The organism is Micromonospora sp. WMMD961, from assembly GCF_029626145.1.
In the GTDB taxonomy this organism is placed as follows: domain Bacteria; phylum Actinomycetota; class Actinomycetes; order Mycobacteriales; family Micromonosporaceae; genus Micromonospora.
Window position 1 is genome coordinate 3925903 of record NZ_JARUBJ010000002.1, and the last position, 16911, is coordinate 3942813.

Sequence of the window (16911 nt, forward strand, 5' to 3'; positions counted from 1 at the left end):
GGACCCCTCCGACGCTATGGCCGGCACCCGTCCGTCGATCTCCACCTGCGCTCTCGACCTGCGTGCGCCCCGGGTCGCGGTGCGTCCGCCAGCCGCTACGACCCAGGTCGTACGCGACGTCATCCGCCGGGTGTGACCAACCCGCTCTCGTACGCCAGGACCACCGCCTGGACCCGGTCGCGGAGCTGGAGCTTCGCCAGGATCCGCCCGACGTGTGTCTTGACCGTGGCCTCGGCCACGTGCACCCGGTTGGCGATCTCCGCGTTGGAAAGCCCCTGGGCGACCAGCAGCAGCACCTCCCGCTCCCGCTCGGTGAGCTGCGCGAGCCGAGGGTCGGCGCTCGGGGCGGTGCCGAGCTGCCCGGCGAAACGGTCCAGCAGCCGCCGGGTGATCGACGGGGCGACCACGGAGTCGCCCTGGGCCACCACCCGGATCGCGGCCAGCAGGTCCTCCGGTGGGACGTTCTTGAGCAGGAACCCACTCGCGCCGGCCTGCAGGGCCGCGAACGCGTCGGCCTCGGTGTCGAAGGTGGTCAGCACCAGCACCCGGGGTCCACCGGCGGGCCGCTCGGCGCAGAGTCGACGGGTCGCCTCCACCCCGTCCATGGTGGGCATCCGGATGTCCATCACGACGACGTCGGCGTCGGTGCGGGCGAGCACCCGCAGGGCGTCGGCGCCGTCGATCGCCTCGCCGACGACCTCCAGGTCGGGCTGGGAGTCCAGCACCATGCGGAACCCGGCGCGAACCAGCGCCTGGTCGTCCACGATCACCACCCGGATCGTCATGCCGCGATCACCTCCGTCGCCGGCTCCGACCGTAGCGGTAGCCGCACCTCGACCTGCCAGCCCCCGACCGGCCGGGGGCCGGCGGTGAGGCTGCCGTCGTACACCGTCACCCGCTCCCGCATGCCCAGCAGACCGTGACCGCCCGACGGCGCCGGGCTGACCAGTGGACGGCCCAGACCGTTGTCGAGGACCCGGACCAGGACGGCCTCGTCGCTGTAGGTCAGGACGACCTCGACGCCGGCGCCGACGCCGGCGTGCTTGAGCGCGTTGGTCAGCGCCTCCTGCACCACCCGGTAGACGGTCAGCTCCAGCCCCGGTGGCAGCGCCGGTGGCGCCCCGGTGACGGTGCTGCGGACGCGCAGCCCGGCGTCGTCGAACCGGGCCAGCAGGTCGGGCAGCTCGGCCAGGGCGAGGCGGCGGTGCTCCGGGTCGGCGGCCACGACGGGGCCGTCCTCGCCGCCCGGGCCCGCGTCGCGCAGGACGCCGACCAGGCGACGCATCTCCTCCAGAGCCTGCCGGCCGGTGTCCGCGACCACCTTCACGGCGGTACGCGCCTGGGCAGGGTCGCGGTCGAGCATGAACCGGGCGCCGTCCGCCTGGACGATCATCACCGCCATGCTGTGGGCGACCACGTCGTGCAGCTCCCGAGCGATCCGCGTGCGTTCCTCGGCGACCGCCGCCCGGAACTCGGCCTCCCGTTCACGTTCCAGGGTGGTGGCCCGTTCCTCCAGGCTGAGCACGTAGAGCCTGCGGGTTCGCACGTTCAGCGCGACCAGCCACACCGCGCCGGTGACCAGGGCGTACCACAGCGCGGTGACCCACCACTGGATGACGCCGGGGGTCTGCGCGGCGGCCAGCAGCACGCCCACGGCGGCGACCGCGCCGGCCAGGACCCCGTCGCGGAGCCGCTCGCCGTACTTCACCACGCTGTAGAGCGCGATCAGGACGGCGACGTCGTAGACGAGTGGCCCCCACTCGGCGACCACCTGGACCAGGGCGAGCGCCGCGACCGCCACCGTCACCGCGCTCGGGTGGGTACGGCGGAACAGCAACGCCACCGCCATCCCCACGCCGACCAGGGTGGCCGCCCACCCGCCCGGCTGGTTCACCGCCGAGGCCACGGAGACGAGCACCACCAGGGCGGCGACGGCCACGTCGAAGGCGACGCCGCGAAGCGGGCGACCGAACAGGGTGCCTCTCACGGTCACCCAGGGTACGTGCCGGGACGCTCTCGGCCCTCGCGCCCCGCACTCGGGCTCAGGAGCCGAGGATCTCGCGCATGCGGTCGATCTCGACGGTCTGCTCGGTGGCGACGGCATTGGCGAACTCGTTGAGCGTCAGGTCGGAGCCGACCGTCAACAGGTTGGTGGCCATGTCGATGGCACCCTGGTGATGCTCGGTCATCATCCGGACGAAGAGCCGGTCGAAGTCGGCGCCACGGGTCGCGGCGAGCTGCCGCATCGCCTCGGGCGACTGCATGCCGCGCATGCCGCCGTGGTCGTGCCCCTGGACCTCCGCCGGGAGGCCACGGGTCTGCAGCCAGCCGCGCATCATGGCCATCTCCGGGCCCTGGCTGGCCCGGATGCGCTCGGCGATGGCACGGACATCCGGGTCGGCGGCCCGGTCGGGGGCGAGCTCCGCCATCGCCAGGGCCTGCGCGTGGTGCGGGATCATCATCCGAACGAACACGACGTCCAGCGAGTTGTGCGGGGCGGGGCCGGCGTCGCGGACCTCGTGCGCCGGTCGGGTGGCCGCCGTCTCGCCCGGGCGGCCGGGCGCGATGACGGTCAGGTCGGTGGGGACCGGGCTGGCCGTCGGTGGCGCGGCGGAGGTGGCGGGCGCGGAGACCGGCTGCGCGGTGTCCGTAGCGGTGTCGCCGCCGAGACGGATCACCAGGAACGCCACCAGCGGCAACACGAGAGCCAGTGTGACGACGGCCAGGGTACGTGCGCGCCGGTTGGTCATGGGCCACTCCCTGAGGTCGAGGTCATCGCGATGTTATCCATTGAAGAACACACTTTGATGTGACCCAGCTCACATCGACGTTCTTCGTCGGACGGTAACGTGTCGACCATCGCCTCCCCCTTGCGAAGGGCCCCGCCGATGATCAGACTCCACAAGCCACGGTTACGACAACTGCGCATCGTGGCGCTCGCCACGACCGGCCTCCTCGTCGCCAGCGCCCTCGTCGCCCCGGCGAGCAACGCCCAGACGGTGCCGCAGGCGGCCCCGACCCCCGCGCTCACCAACGCGATCCCCGGCGTCGACGAGATCGTGAGCAGCCCCAACCTGCGTCAGATCGCCAACGTGCCCAAGGTCGCCCCACTGGACGCGACCAACAGCGACATCGCCTTCCAGGGCAGGTACGCGTTCGCCGGCAACTACAACGGCTTCGTCATCTACGACATCTCGCGGCCCAGCGCTCCGACGGTCAAGGCCCGGGTGCTCTGCCCGGGGTCACAGAACGACATCTCCGTTCACGGTGACCTGCTCTTCCTCTCCACCGACTCGTCCCGCAGCGACGACTCCTGCAACAGCACCACGCAGGGGGCGGACGTGAAGGGCTCGTGGGAGGGCATCAAGGTCTTCGACATCAAGGACAAGGCCAACCCGCGCTACATCAAGTCGGTCGAGACGGCCTGTGGCTCCCACACCCACACCCTGGTCCCCGGCAAGGACCGCAAGACCGTCTACCTGTACGTCTCCTCGTACAGCCCGCGGGCCGAATTCCCGGACTGCCAGCCGCCGCACGACTCCATCTCGATCATCAAGGTGCCGCTGAAGAAGCCGACCGACGCCGCGGTGATCGCCACGCCGAACCTCTTCCCGGACGGCGGTTTCCCGGGCAGTGAAACCGGCTCGGCCACGACCGGCTGCCACGACATCACCGTCTACCCGGCCAAGGACCTGGCCGCCGGCGCGTGCATGGGTGACGGCATCCTGCTCGACATCAAGAACCGGGAAGCACCCCGCGTCATCAACCGGGTCCGGGACGAGGTCAACTTCGCGTTCTGGCACTCGGCCACCTTCAACAACGCCGGCACCAAGGTGATCTTCACCGACGAGCTGGGTGGTGGCGGGGCGGCGACCTGCAACGAGACCGTCGGCCCGAACCGGGGCGCGGACGCCATCTACGACATCACCGGCCGTGGCAACGCGCGGACGATGACCTTCCGCAGTTACTACAAGATCCCCCGGGCGAACGCCGACACCGAGAACTGCGTGGCGCACAACGGCTCGCTGATCCCGGTGCTCGGTAAGGACATCATGGTCCAGGCGTGGTACCAGGGCGGCATTTCGGTCTGGGACTTCACCGACTCGGCCAAGCCGAAGGAGATCGCCTTCTGGGAGCGCGGTCCGCTCTCGGCAGACCGGCCTGTCGGCGGCGGCACCTGGTCCGCGTACTACTACAACGGCCACATCTACTCCAACGACATGGTGAAGGGCCTGGACGTCCTGGAGCTGAACGACTGGCGCACCTGGACGGCCAAGCTGACCCGCTACTCGGAGCTCAACGTGCAGACACAGCCCAGCTACCTGGGCTGGTAACGCACCGCGCACGACGCCGGGCCCGGTCCCCGATCCCCGGGGGCCGGGCCCGGCCACGTCCGGACGGGCGCCCACCGCATCGATCCGCCTGCCCTCGTCGGCGGCGGCGCAAACGGTGGGGCTGGTCACCACCGCGTGGGGTTGCCAGGCAGCTGACCAGGGGCTGTGCCAACGTGATCAGATGTGACCCTCGCAGCCCCGCCCGAGCCGACCACGCGCTGGCGACCCCACCCGCTGGACCTGGTGGCGGCCGTCCTCGCCGTGGTCGGCGCGGCCTGCGCGCTGAGCGGGCTGCTCCCCCGCGCGGAGACCACCCAGACCCTGCACCGGATCCTGCCGCTGCTGCTGTTCCTCGGCACCGTGATCGTGCTGGCCGAGCTGACCGCCGTGGCCGGTGTCTTCGACGTGCTGGCCAGTCGACTGGCCCGGGCCTCCCGAGGCAGTTGGGCGGCGTTGTTCCTGCTCTGCGGCGGTCTCGCCACACTCACCACCCTCGTGCTCAACCTCGACACCACCGCGGTACTACTCACCCCGGTGCTGCTCGCGCTGGCCCGCAACCTGCGGATCCCCGCCGCCCCGCTCGCCGTCACCACGGTCTGGTTGGCGAACACCGCGAGCCTGCTGTTGCCGGTGTCGAACCTGACGAACCTGTTGGCGGCCGACCGGGTCGGGCTGGCACCCCTGGCGTACGCGGCCCGCATGGCGTTGCCGCAGCTCGCCGCCGTGGCGGCCACCATGGCCCTGCTCTGGTTCGGGTGGTGGCGGCGGGACCGGCCCGCCGGCGGACGGTTCGCTCCGCCGGCCCGTCACGTGCCCGCCGATCCGGTGCTGCACCGCACGGCGCTGGCCGGTTGCCTGCTCTTCGTCGCCGGCATCCTCGCCGGAGTGGAGATCGAGATCGCCTCCACCGTCGCGCTCGCGCTGGTGCTGGTCGGGTTCCTCGTCCGCTCCCCCGCCACGCTGCGCCCAGGGCTGGTCCCGGTCCGCCTGCTGTTCTTCGTCACCGGCCTGTTCCTGGTGGTGCAGACCCTCGGCCGGCACGGGCTGGACGACCTGGTCGGCACCCTGCTCGGCGCGGACGGTGGCGCGCTGGGCGCCGTGCGCGCCGGTGGCACCGGAGCGCTGCTCGCCAACGCGGTGAACAACCTGCCGGCCTACCTGGCCGGCGAGTCGGTGCTGCCCACCGGTGACCACACCCGCCTGCTGGCCCTGCTGATCGGCACCAACGTCGGCCCGCTGGCCGCACCCTGGGCATCGCTGGCCACCCTGCTCTGGTTCGAGCGGTGCCGGGCGGCCGGGGTGGCGGTGCCGGTGACCCGGTTCGTGCTGACCAGCACGCTGCTCGCGGTCACCGGCACGCTCGCCGCGGTCGGCGCGCTGCTGCTGGTGAGCTGAACGCCGCCCGCTCGCGGCCGGGTGGCGTCAGGTTGCGGCCCGCTCCACGGCGAACAGCTGGCGGGGATCGGACCCGGCGCTGGCGGGCGGGTTCAGTGCCGGGCCGGGCGCGGGCCGACCAGACGACGGACCATCGGCGCGGCGTTCCACCTGGCCGCGCCGACCAGGTCACGGGCGTGCTCCAGGACGGTGTAGTCGGGCCGGGTCAGCCCGTCGGCGATGGCCCGGTCGAGGTCGTTGCCGCAGCGGCTCAGGACACTGTCGAAGTCCCGGCGGACCGGCTCCTGCAGGTCGTAGCCGAACGATCGGTGCAGCCGGGCGAAGAGTGGCTTGTACAGCCGGACCCGCTCGTGCAGCCCCGACGAGTAGGACATCGGATGCTTCGGGCGGCGCAGGATGTAGTCGGGCAGCACGTCCGCGAACGCCCGCCGGACGATCCACTTCTCCTGTCCGTGGCGCAGTTTCAGATCCAGCGGCAGCCGCATCGCCAGCTCCACCACGCTGAGGTCGAGGAACGGCACCCGGGCCTCCACCCCGTGTGCCATGGCGGCCCGGTCGACCCGCTGCAACTCGGTACGGCACAGGTTGCGGATCCGGTGCAGGAACAGCCTGCGCGCCGCGGCCGGGCCGACCTGGTGGTACATCGGGTATCCGCCGAACAGCTCGTCGGAGCCGTCACCGGTCAGCACCACCTTGATGCCGAGGTCGCGTAGCCGCCGGAAGATCGGCACCGAGACGACCGCGTTGATGATGTCGCCGTACTCGGTCAGCTCGGACATCCGGATCGCCTCGCGGACGTCGGCGAGCCGGATGTCGCGCGGGCGCAGTTCGACCACCACGTGCGGCACGTCGAGGTCGGCGGCGAGCCGCCGGGCGTACGCCACGTCGGGGCTGTCCGCCACGCCGACCGTCACCGCGACGCAGTCCGGGTGGATGTCGCGCACCTGCCGCAGGGTCAACGAGCTGTCCAACCCACCGGAGAGTACGACCCCGACGGTCAGGTCGGTCTCCACCCTCATCCGGATCGCGTCGCTCAACGCCGCACGGACGAGCAGGGCGGCCTCGTCCGGGTCGTCGATGACCGGCAGGCCCGCGCCGATGGTGAGCAGGTCGACGTGCGGCTTCAGTCGCAGGTGTCCGTCCGCCTCCGCCCAGCCGTGGTGCCCGGGCGGCACCTCGCCGATCGGGGCGCCGTGCGCGACGAGTGCCTTGACCTCGGAGGCGAGGTGCAGGCAGCCGGGACGGCGCGACCAGTACAGCGGCTTGACCCCGACCGGGTCGCGGGCCAGGTAGGTCCGGCCGGTGGCCCGCTCGACGACCGCGAAGGCGTACTCGCCGCGGAGCCGGGTCACCGCCGCCTCGCCCCACTGTTGGAACGCGGCGAGCAGCACCTCGGTGTCGCTCTCGGTGCGGAAGGCCTGTCCGAGGCGGGTCAACTGCGCCCGCAGCTCCCGGTAGTTGAAGATCTCGCCGTTGAAGCAGAGCAGCCAGCGTTCGTCGGCGGAGGTCCACGGTTGCACCGCCCGGTCCCGGTCGACGATTCGAAGCCGGCGGGTGCCGGCGAGCAGACCGATCTCGGACCGGGTTTCGGTGACCTCACCGCGAGGGGCCAGGACGGCGAGCATCCGCCGGAACGTCGCCGGGTCGGCCTCGGGGCCGATGCTCAACGCGATGCCGCACACCGGGTCAGACCCCCATCTCGGCCTCGTAGGCCCGGCGTAGGCGACGCCGGGCGGTGGGCGCGAGACAGAGGTGCCACGCCTGCCCCTCGTCGATCACGTTCAGCTCTCCAACCTTCTGGCGGTTGAGCAGCAGTTCCGCCAGGGTGTCCCGCGCGCCGAAACGCTCGAACCAGGCCAGCTCGACGTCGACGGAGTAGCCGAGGCAGTGCCCACTGGGCAGCATCGCGGCGTAGCCGAGGCGGCGCAGCCGGTATTGGTGTTCGGCACTGCGGACGAGACTGGTGACCCACAGCGGTGGGGTGGCCGGCGGCGCGGCGGCGGCGAACTCCCGCCCGATGTCGTTGAGCAGCGCCACCACCTCTCGCCGGGCCCGGCGGAAGAGCAGCCCGGCCGTACGCGGGGTGAGGTCCGGCCGGAGACGACGACGCAGCCCGCGCGCGGCCCGACCGATCATGGTGGCGGGCTGCTCCTGGTAGCGGAAGCGCAGCAGGTCCCGGCGGCGCAGCCACTCCAGGTCGACCAGTTCGGCACTGCCGTTGACCTGGTCGTCGGTGACGAACGTCGGCGCGTCCTGCCACCACAGCACGTCGATGCGCGAGAGCAGGTAGATCCGTACCAGCGCGGTCAGGTCACGCGCCGAGGTGCGCTCGTTCGGCTGGTAGCGGGCCATTTCCAGCAGCAGCGTCTCGCGGGCGCCGATCAGGCCCTGCGGGGTGGAGTCGAGAACCGCGGCGAGCGCGGGCTCCCGCAACCGCTCGTCGATGAGCACCTGTCGGGCCCGGGTGCTCGTCGCGTCGGCCAGGGCGCCCACCTCGACCAGCAGTTCGGCCACGGCGGCCCGGTAGGCGGCCAGGTCGGGCTCGGCGGTGGGGAGGCGCCGGGGGGTGGCGCCGGAGGGTCGACGTCGGTTCGGGGCGGTGGGCGACACGGGCGGACCGGGCTGCTGTCCCGGACTACGGCTGGGCACTCGCATGACGGGGTCCTTCCTCCGGTCACGACATTGGGTGTTCGCCCTGAAACACACCGTAATCATCGGGACCGGAACGGACCGAACAATCCTCCTATCTCCCCCCGAACGGAACGCGGGCCGAGCAGTCGGGGTGATCCTCGGGTTGACGCTTTGGAGCTGATGTCGCCAACGAATCAACGCCGCCGGCTCCGTCTTCCCGGGACGGCCCGCCCGGGAGACCCCGCCCGAGCGCGAGCCCGGAGCCCGAAGCCCGAAGCCCGAAGCCCTGAGCCCTGAGCCCTGAGCCCTGAGCCCTGAGCCCGGAGCCCTGAGCCCGGAGCCCTGAGCCCGGAGCCCGGAGCAAGCGGCCCTGTGATGTCACAAACGATTCAGCTCCAAAGGCACCGACCAACACACCACCCATCACCCGCCGGGCCGTCTCGCGTGAGCCCGAGCACGGCCCACCGACGGGCCGCAGCGCATGAGGCATGCCCAGCCCGCCACCTCCCGCCGAGCGCCCGGCCGCCGCCGTCAGTCGCCGTCCGCCGGCACCAGGTCCTGCACCTCGGCGTACGTCGGCAGTTCCGCCGGCGCGGTGAGTACGCCGGCGCGGATCGCCTCGGCGGCGGTCACCGCGGCGCCCAGCGCGGCCCGGAACAGCAGGGAGCCGGTGCTGACCCGGGCCACCCCGGCCCTGCCCAGTTCGGTCAGTCCTGGTCCGCCCGGTTGGTACAGCGCGTTCACCGGCGCGTCGAATCGCTCGGTGAGCACGCGCAGCGTCGCCTCGTCGAGGAGGCCGGGCACGAAGATTCCGTCCGCGCCGGCCGTTCGGTAGGCGTGGGCGCGGGCGAGGGCCTGCGGCAGCGGGTCGGCCACCGGAAGCCACCACGTGTCGGTGCGCGCGTTGACGAACAGGTCCGGCACCGCCGCCTTCACCGCCGCGATCTTGTCGGTCACGCTCTCGGCCTCGGCGAGGGTGCCGTCCGGTCGCCCGTCCTCCAGGTTGATCCCGACCACGCCGAGCCCGGCCAACTCTGCCACGTACCCGGCGACCTCCGCCGGGTCGTCGCTGAACCCGGCCTCCACGTCGACGCTGAGCAGCACCGGCAGCCGGGCCAGCCGGCGGGCCAGGGTCAGGGTCTCCTCGGCGGTGGCCGCCGCGCCGTCGGGAAGTCCGGCGGTCGCGGCGACGCCGAGGCTGGTGGTGCCGATCGCCGGATGGCCGCGCGCGGCGAGCGCCGCCGCCGAGGCGTGGTCCCAGGCGTTGGGCAGCAGCAGGGGGCGGCCGGCGTGGTGCAGGGCGTGGAACGCGGCACGGCGGTCGCTCATCGGACGCTCACCTCCAGGTTGGTCGGAACGCGCAGGGTCGGGTGCGGTTCGTGGCGCAGCGGGGCCGGGGTGCGCCGGCAGCGTTCCCACAGCACGTCGAGCACCCCGGCGGCGAGGGCCAGGGCGTGCCGGTCGCCGGGGCAGCCGCGTTCCCCCGTCCCGAAGGTCAACAGGCTGGCACCGGGCCGACCGGGCCGGAACGCGTGCGGTTCGGGGAACGCCCGCGGGTCGCGGTTGGCCGCGTCGAAGCGCAGCAGCACCGGGCTGCCGGCCGGCAGATCCCGTCCACCCAGTCGCACGCCGGTCGTGGTGACGCGCCGGGTCGCCCGCACCGGCGGGTCGAGGCGCAACACCTCGGCCAGCAGGTCGGCGGTCTCCGCCGAGACCGGCGTTCGCGGGGCGACTGGGGGCCGCAGGTGGTGGGCGGCGGCGCCGATCAGGCCGGCGGTCGCGTCGCACGCCTGGACGAGCAGACCGATCAGGTTCGCCTGCGCTTCTGGCGGGCCGTCCGGCGCGAGCGCCAGCAGCGTCGCCACCGCCCGGTCGGCCCGCGTGGTCAGCGCCGGGTCCACCCCCGGGTGGTACGCCGTCGCGACGACCGCGACCGCCGTTCCGGCGGCTGCCGGATCAGCGAAACCGAGGCGATCGGCCAACGCCCGCAGCGGCACCGGCCGGGCCAGTTCCCGCATCACGTCGAGGCGGTCGCCGGCGCGGTCGAGAACGGTAACGGTCAGCCGCGCCGCGTCGTGTCGCAGGTCGTCCGGGTCCAGCGGGGTCAGCGCCGTCACGACGATCGCCCGCCGCTGGGCGTGGTGTCGCGGTGGACTGAACCGGCTGACCGTGCCGCGCAGCCAGGCGAGGGTGCCGGGCGAACCGGTGTCGACGGCCGGCATCTGGAACGCCGGGCAGGTCAGCGCCGCCCGCACGTCGGCGTGCCGGGTCACCCACCAACCGCGTTCCGGTTCGAACGAGGGCGGCCCACACGCCGGCGTTCCCGGGGCGGGCGGGATGTGCGGCCAGTTGTCAGTCACCGCCCGACCGTAGGGCGCGAACCGTTCGCCCCGCGCCGAACGATGCCGGCGCGGTCACCGCTGCTCGCCCGTCAGGCACGGCCACTCGTGGGCGCCGGGGCTACTGGCGGGTGGAGGGCGTGTTCGGGGATGGCCAGGGCTGCGGCCAGGCCAGGGCGGCCGGCGGGAGTGACACGGACGGCGCGGCCGGTGCCCTGGCTGATCCAGCCCAGGTCGCTGAAGCGGCGGCAGAGTGCGGCGCCGAGCGCACCGGCCAGGTGTGGGCGGCGTTCGGTCCAGTCCAGGCAGTCGCGGACCACCGGACGCCGGGCGGCGCGCAGCACGTCCACCGGTACGCCGAGCCCGGCCGCCCAGGCCCACCCGTCGGGTGTCACCGCCAGTCCGCTGGACCGGTCGAGTCGGCGCGCGGCCAGCAGCGCGTCGTACATCAGCACGCCCAGCCGCCCGGCGAGGTGGTCGTAGCAGGTCCGGGCGTACGCCAAGGCGGCGGTGGCGGTCGTCGCACGCAGCGACCCGGTCGGGGTGGGCGTGGCCGGGGCGTGGCCGGCCAGGTCCTCGATCAACTGGGCCACCGACGGCCCGGCCAACCGCAGGTAGCGGTGCCGGCCCTGCCGTTCCTCGACGAGCAGCCCACCGCGGACGAGTCGGGTCAGGTGGTCGCTTGCCGTCGACGGGGCGACACCGGCGCGCCGGGCCAGCTCGCCGGCGGTCCACGCCCGCCCGTCGAGCAGCGCCAGGCACATCCCGGCGCGGGTGCCGTCGGCCAGCAGGGCCGCCAGCTCGGCCATTGCCTGGCCCTCTCCACCACTCATGACGCCATCATCGCCCTCGGCACCGCGACGACCTCAGCGGAGCCGGGTGAGCGGGGACACCGTCCGGTCCGTGTCGTCGTAGCTGCGAGCGCCGTCGAACGCGCCCGCCGGGCGCTGGCCGCCCGCGACGGCCCGGGCCAGCCGCAGGTCCGCGTTGCGGAACCGGAGCGCCAGGCTCAGGTGCGGCACCCACGCACCCGGCGCATGCCACGGACGCTGCCCCTCGGTGTCGCCGAGGACGTCCCAGACGGCGGCGTGCAGCGCGGTCAGCGGCGGGGTGGGTCGGACGAGCCAGACCAAGGGAGCGCTGCCGTCGAGGACCACGACGCGGTCGAGGGTCACCGGCACCGGCAGCGCGTCGTCGAACAGCTCGGCCAGACGGCGCGCGACGCCGGGCGGAAGATCGTCCACCGCGGCGAGGGTGAGGTGCGGCCGGTTGGTCGGATGGATGTTGCGGGCCAGGCTGGGCAACCCGGCGGCGGCCAGACGGCCCCAGACCGCCCGGACCGCGACCTCCAGGCCGGACGAGCAGACCAGTTCCACCGTACGCACCCCGCCACGTTACCGGGGGTGGCACTCATGTGGCGGTCGGCGCAGCGGCCCAGACGGCGTGATGAAAGGCTTGGCACATGAGTTCCGCACCTGCACAGCACGACGCACTGTCCGACGCCACCCCCGCCGGCACCGACGAGGTGAACGCCTTCACCGAGCTCGGGCTGCGCGCCGAGCTGCTGGGCGCGCTGTCCGCCCTCGGCTACGAGGAGCCGACACCCATCCAGCGGGAGGCGATCCCACCGCTGCTGGAGGGTCGCGACCTGCTGGGCCAGGCCGCCACCGGCACCGGCAAGACGGCGGCGTTCGCGCTCCCGCTGCTGAACCTCATGACCGCCCACCGCCGTGGCGGCGATCCGGTCGCGCTGGTGTTGGTGCCGACTCGTGAGCTGGCCGTGCAGGTGTCCGAGGCGTTCCACCGCTACGGCAAGGACCTGGGCGCCCGGGTGCTGCCGATCTACGGTGGGCAGCCGATCGGACGGCAGCTGCGGGCACTCGACAACGGCGTGGACGTGGTGGTGGCCACCCCGGGACGCGCCCTCGACCACATCGCCCGGGGCACCCTGCGCCTCGGTGGGCTGGCCACGGTGGTGCTCGACGAGGCCGACGAGATGCTCGACATGGGCTTCGCCGAGGACATCGAGGCGATCCTGGAGCACGCTCCGGCGCAGCGTCAGACGGTGCTGTTCTCGGCCACCATGCCCTCGCGCATCGACGGGATGGCCCGGCAGCACCTCCGCGAGCCGGTCCGGATCGAGATCGGCCGGGAGCAGCCGGTCGCGGGTGAGGCGCCCCGGGTGCGGCAGAGCGCGTACATCGTGACCCGCGCGCACAAGCCGGCCGCACTGGGTCGGGTGCTGGACGTCGAGTCGCCCACCGCCGCGATCGTGTTCTGCCGCAGCCGGGAAGAGGTCGACCGGCTGACCGAGACGATGAACGGCCGGGGCTACCGCTCCGAGGCGTTGCACGGTGGCATGAGCCAGGAGCAGCGCGACCGGGTGATGGGCCGGCTGCGGGCGGGCACCGCCGACCTGCTGGTGGCCACCGACGTGGCGGCCCGAGGGCTGGACGTCGAGCAGCTCACCCACGTCGTCAACTACGACGTACCGTCCGCCCCCGAGTCGTACGTGCACCGGATCGGCCGGGTGGGCCGGGCCGGCCGCGAGGGCGTGGCGATCACCCTCGCCGAGCCGCGCGAGCACCGGATGCTCAAGACCATCGAGCGGGTGACCGGCCAGCGGATCACCATCGACAAGATCCCCACCGTGGCGGACATGCGGACCCGTCGGTTGGAGCTGACCCAGGGGGCGCTGCGCGAGAGCCTGCTGGAGGACGACCTCGACCCGTACCGGGTGATCGTGGAGACGCTGACCGACGAGTTCGACCTGATGGAGGTCGCCCTCGCCGCCGTGAAGCTGGCCCACGAGGTGACGTCGCCGGGCTCCGACGACGAGCAGGAGATCCCGCAGGTTCCGGTACGCGGCCCCCGGGAGGGTCGACCGGAGTCCGGCGGCCGGGGCGGCGATCGGCGGGGCGGAGGGCGTCCACGTTCCGGCGGTGGCAACACCGTCCAGGTCTTCGTCGGCCTGGGCCGGCGCGCGGGGGTGCGCCCCCAGGATCTGGTCGGCGCCATCACCGGCGAGACCGGGATCCGCGGCCGGGACATCGGCTCGATCGAGATCGCCGACCGGTTCTCCCTGGTGGAGGTACCGCAGGGGGTGGCCGACGAGGTGATCTCCGGGCTGCGGCAGAGCACGATCAAGGGCCGCAAGGCGACCGTGCGCCGCGACCGCGGCGGCGACGAGCGCTGAACACGCCGCCGGCGACCGCCGGCCTGAACACGCCGCCGGCGACCGCGGGGGTACGACGGTCGCCGGCGCGCCGGGTCAGAAGGGGTACGGCCCGAAGCGGCCCCACGCCACCACGGCGGCGAGCACCAGCAGCACCGCGCAGGTGATCGCGCCCTGGATCTCCGTGCGACGCCCCTGCGGGGTGTCCTGCTTCTTCCGGTCGCGCAGGTGCACCAGGATGCCCCCGATCATGACGATGACCAGCCCGGTGGCGGCCAACGGCGTGAGCACGGTGGCGATGCCGGTCAGTGGGGGCAGCACCAGCCCGACGGCGGCCAGCAGCTCGACGGCACCGAGCGCCTTGACCTGGGTGGGCGGGACCGGGTCCACCCACCGCATCAGTTCACGCAACTTGTCCTTGGGCTGCGTCAGCTTGGCCGCGCCGGCGCCGGCGAAGACGACGGCGAGCAGGATCTGGATGATCCAGAGCACCAGGTTCACGGGGTGTTCCTCCTGGGGGACGCCTCGCGGCGAAGAGGTAGTTGAGGGCTCAAGCGAGACAGTAGACCTCCCCGCGCGTACACAAGGGAACCCCCGCCGTCAGAAACGGCGGGGGTTCTCCGCGTTCGGAGCGTCAGACGGTGAAGAGCGCCGGACCGTCCAGCGCCGGGACGTCGGCCGGGGTCAGTGCCAGGGCGAGCACGTCGGCCACGTCGGCCAGGGTGTGCACGGTCAGCGCCTCGCGCACCTCGGTCGGCAGGTCGTCCAGGTCGGGCTCGTTACGCGCCGGGATGATGACCTCGGTGAGGCCGGCCCGGTGCGCGGCGAGCAGTTTCTGCTTCACCCCGCCGATCGGCAGCACCCGGCCGGAGAGCGTCACCTCACCGGTCATCCCGAACTCGGGGCGGACCGGCCGGCCGGTGACCAGCGATGCCAGGGCGGTCACCATGGTGATGCCGGCGCTCGGGCCGTCCTTGGGCACCGCGCCCGCCGGGAAGTGGACGTGGATCCGGCGTCCCGCCAGGGCGTTCGGGTCGATGCCGAACCGTCGCCCGTTGGAGCGCAGGTACGACAGCGCGATGTGCGCCGACTCCTTCATCACGTCGCCGAGCTGGCCGGTCAGGGTCAGCCCCGGCTCGCCCTCCATGCTGGTCGCCTCGATGAAGAGCACATCCCCACCGGCGCCGGTGACGGCGAGGCCGGTCGCCACGCCGGGCACCGCGGTGCGCTCGGCCGACTCCGGGGTGAACTTCGGTCGCCCCAGGTAGCCGGTGAGGTTGTCGGTGTCGACGCGTACCGGCGACGGGTCGGTCGCCAACGTCACCGCCACCTTGCGCAGGATCTTGGCCAGGCCCCGTTCGAGCTGCCGGACGCCGGCCTCCCGGGTGTACTCCCCGGCGATCAGCGCGAGCGCCTCGTCGGCGATCTCCACCTCGTCGGCGGTCAACCCGGCCCGCTCCCGCTGCCGGGGCAGCAGGTGGTCCCGGGCGATGGCGACCTTCTCGTCCTCGGTGTAGCCGTCCAGCATGACCAGTTCCATCCGGTCCAGCAGCGGGCCGGGGATGGACTCCACCACGTTCGCGGTGGCCAGGAAGAGCACGTCGGACAGGTCGAGGTCGACCTCCAGGTAGTGATCCCGGAAGGTGTGGTTCTGCGCCGGGTCGAGCACCTCCAGCAGGGCGGCGGCGGGGTCACCGGCGTAGCCGGCGGCCAGCTTGTCCACCTCGTCGAGGAGCACGACCGGGTTCATCGAGCCGGCCTCGCGCAGCGCGCGGACGATCCGGCCGGGCAGCGCGCCCACGTAGGTGCGCCGGTGACCGCGGATCTCCGCCTCGTCGCGGACACCGCCGAGCGACACCCGGACGAAGTTGCGGCCGAGCGCCCGCGCCACGGATTCGCCGAGGCTGGTCTTGCCGACCCCGGGAGGACCGGCGAGGGCGAGCACCGCGCCGGAGCCGCGTCCGCCGACCACGCCGAGGTTGCGCTCGGCCCGCCGGTTGCGCACCGCCAGGTACTCCAGGATGCGGTCCTTCACGTCGGCCAGGCCGGCGTGGTCGGCGTCGAGCACCGCCCGGGCCGCGGCCAGGTCGGTGTTGTCCTCGGTACGCGTACCCCACGGCATCTCGAGCACGGTGTCCAGCCAGGTGCGGATCCAGCCCGCCTCCGGGGAGGCGTCACTGGCCCGCTCCAGCTTGCCGACCTCGCGCATGGCCGCCTCGCGGACCTTCTCCGGCAGCTCGGCGGACTCGACCCGGGACCGGTAGTCGGCGGAGCCGTCCGGCTCGTCCTCGCCCAGCTCCTTGCGGATCGCGGCGAGCTGTTGGCGCAGCAGGAACTCCCGCTGGGACTTCTCCAGCCCCTCGCGGACGTCACTGTTGATCTGCTCGGTGACCTCCTGCTCGGCCAGGTAGTCCTTCACCCAGCCGACCAGCAGCTCCAGTCGGGAGGTGACGTCCGGCGCGGCGAGCAGTTCGGTCTTCTGCTCCAGGGTCAGCCAGGGCGCGTACCCGGCCGAGTCGGCCAGCTCGGAGAGGTCGGTCATCCGCTCCACCGCGTCGATGACCTGCCAGGCGCCCCGCTGCTGAAGCACCGAGGTCACCAGGGCGCGGTACTCGCGGGCGAGTTCCCGGGCCCGACCGGCGTAGGCGGGTTCGTCGAGTTCGGTCGCCTCGACCCAGAGGGCGGCGCCGGGGCCGGGCACTCCGGAGCCGATCCGGGCCCGGGACAGGCCACGGATGACGGCGGCGGGCTCGCCCTCGGGCAGCCGGCCGACCTTCTCGATGGTGGCGACCACGCCGACCGGGCCGTACTCACCGTCGATCCGTGGCACGGCGAGCAGCTTGCGGTCGCCGGTCGCGCGAGCGGCGTCGATCGCGGCCTGGGTGGACGGGTCGAGGGTCACCGGGATGACCATCCCGGGCAGCAGCACGGCGTCGGTCAGGGGAAGTACCGGAAGAGTTGCCATCGAACACCTGCCATCACGTTGAGTTGAGCGTGTCTGGCTCAAGTAACAAAGCGTTCCCCTTGTTCCGGTCTG

General features: G+C 72.9%; 14 protein-coding genes. 3 read left to right on the forward strand and 11 right to left on the reverse strand.

The annotated features are described in order from the left end of the window. Positions 1-119: 119 nt before the first annotated feature. Genes O7614_RS17915 through O7614_RS17925 form a run of 3 tightly spaced genes read right to left on the reverse strand, consistent with a single transcriptional unit; the run spans position 120 to position 2750 of the window. A complete protein-coding gene (locus O7614_RS17915; protein ID WP_278139602.1) occupies positions 120-785 on the reverse strand; it encodes a response regulator transcription factor in 666 nt (221 codons plus the stop codon). Beyond that, a complete protein-coding gene (locus O7614_RS17920; protein WP_278139603.1) occupies positions 782-1993 on the reverse strand; it encodes a sensor histidine kinase in 1212 nt (403 codons plus the stop codon). The genes O7614_RS17915 and O7614_RS17920 overlap by 4 nt, the downstream gene beginning before the upstream one ends. Before the next feature lie 49 nt (positions 1994-2042). Further along, on the reverse strand, positions 2043-2750 hold the full coding sequence (locus O7614_RS17925) for a DUF305 domain-containing protein (RefSeq protein ID WP_278139604.1): 708 nt from the start codon (positions 2748-2750) through the stop codon (positions 2043-2045). A gap of 138 nt (positions 2751-2888) precedes the next feature. Between O7614_RS17925 and O7614_RS17930 the strand changes: the two genes are divergently transcribed. Continuing rightward, positions 2889-4334, forward strand: coding sequence for a hypothetical protein (locus tag O7614_RS17930; protein ID WP_278139605.1), 1446 nt, complete (start codon positions 2889-2891; stop codon positions 4332-4334). A gap of 183 nt (positions 4335-4517) precedes the next feature. Beyond that, complete coding sequence (locus O7614_RS17935) at positions 4518-5729, forward strand: SLC13 family permease (protein WP_278139606.1); 1212 nt, start codon at positions 4518-4520, stop codon at positions 5727-5729. A 92-nt stretch (positions 5730-5821) separates the two neighbouring features. Here O7614_RS17935 and O7614_RS17940 read toward each other — a convergent pair whose 3' ends face one another. From O7614_RS17940 to O7614_RS17965, 6 genes are all read right to left on the reverse strand, one after another. Then, on the reverse strand, positions 5822-7411 hold the full coding sequence (locus O7614_RS17940) for an asparagine synthase-related protein (RefSeq protein ID WP_278139607.1): 1590 nt from the start codon (positions 7409-7411) through the stop codon (positions 5822-5824). 4 nt (positions 7412-7415) lie between these two features. After that, a complete protein-coding gene (locus O7614_RS17945) occupies positions 7416-8384 on the reverse strand; it encodes a DUF5715 family protein (RefSeq protein WP_278139608.1) in 969 nt (322 codons plus the stop codon). Between the two features lie 507 nt (positions 8385-8891). Next, positions 8892-9689, reverse strand: coding sequence for an isocitrate lyase/phosphoenolpyruvate mutase family protein (locus O7614_RS17950; RefSeq protein ID WP_278139609.1), 798 nt, complete (start codon positions 9687-9689; stop codon positions 8892-8894). Beyond that, a complete protein-coding gene (locus O7614_RS17955) occupies positions 9686-10720 on the reverse strand; it encodes a cytochrome P450 (protein WP_278139610.1) in 1035 nt (344 codons plus the stop codon). The genes O7614_RS17950 and O7614_RS17955 overlap by 4 nt, the downstream gene beginning before the upstream one ends. Before the next feature lie 71 nt (positions 10721-10791). Beyond that, positions 10792-11532 carry a winged helix-turn-helix domain-containing protein gene (locus O7614_RS17960; RefSeq protein WP_278139611.1) on the reverse strand — a complete coding sequence of 247 codons (741 nt, stop codon included), beginning with the start codon at positions 11530-11532 and terminating at the stop codon, positions 10792-10794. 33 nt (positions 11533-11565) lie between these two features. Then, complete coding sequence (locus O7614_RS17965) at positions 11566-12084, reverse strand: 2'-5' RNA ligase family protein (protein ID WP_278139612.1); 519 nt, start codon at positions 12082-12084, stop codon at positions 11566-11568. Between the two features lie 77 nt (positions 12085-12161). On the opposite strand from O7614_RS17965, the gene O7614_RS17970 reads away from it, so the two are divergent. Beyond that, the gene (locus O7614_RS17970; protein WP_278139613.1) at positions 12162-13895 is read left to right on the forward strand and encodes a DEAD/DEAH box helicase; all 1734 of its coding nucleotides are present in this window, start codon (positions 12162-12164) and stop codon (positions 13893-13895) included. A 75-nt stretch (positions 13896-13970) separates the two neighbouring features. Here O7614_RS17970 and O7614_RS17975 read toward each other — a convergent pair whose 3' ends face one another. Both O7614_RS17975 and lon read right to left on the reverse strand, forming a co-directional pair. Then, positions 13971-14375, reverse strand: coding sequence for a DoxX family protein (locus tag O7614_RS17975; RefSeq protein WP_278139614.1), 405 nt, complete (start codon positions 14373-14375; stop codon positions 13971-13973). A gap of 133 nt (positions 14376-14508) precedes the next feature. After that, a complete protein-coding gene (gene lon / locus O7614_RS17980; protein WP_278139615.1) occupies positions 14509-16839 on the reverse strand; it encodes an endopeptidase La in 2331 nt (776 codons plus the stop codon). Positions 16840-16911: the final 72 nt, after the last annotated feature.

What these genes read in the sequence shown, in the direction of transcription:
- O7614_RS17915 (WP_278139602.1), bottom strand. Translation starts at nt 785, where the DNA reads ATGACGATCCGGGTGGTGATCGTGGACGACCAGGCGCTGGTTCGCGCC.
- O7614_RS17925 (WP_278139604.1), bottom strand. Translation starts at nt 2,750, where the DNA reads ATGACCAACCGGCGCGCACGTACCCTGGCCGTCGTCACACTGGCTCTC.
- O7614_RS17930 (WP_278139605.1), top strand. Translation starts at nt 2,889, where the DNA reads ATGATCAGACTCCACAAGCCACGGTTACGACAACTGCGCATCGTGGCG.
- O7614_RS17945 (WP_278139608.1), bottom strand. Translation starts at nt 8,384, where the DNA reads ATGCGAGTGCCCAGCCGTAGTCCGGGACAGCAGCCCGGTCCGCCCGTG.
- O7614_RS17950 (WP_278139609.1), bottom strand. Translation starts at nt 9,689, where the DNA reads ATGAGCGACCGCCGTGCCGCGTTCCACGCCCTGCACCACGCCGGCCGC.
- O7614_RS17960 (WP_278139611.1), bottom strand. Translation starts at nt 11,532, where the DNA reads ATGAGTGGTGGAGAGGGCCAGGCAATGGCCGAGCTGGCGGCCCTGCTG.
- O7614_RS17970 (WP_278139613.1), top strand. Translation starts at nt 12,162, where the DNA reads ATGAGTTCCGCACCTGCACAGCACGACGCACTGTCCGACGCCACCCCC.
- lon (WP_278139615.1), bottom strand. Translation starts at nt 16,839, where the DNA reads ATGGCAACTCTTCCGGTACTTCCCCTGACCGACGCCGTGCTGCTGCCC.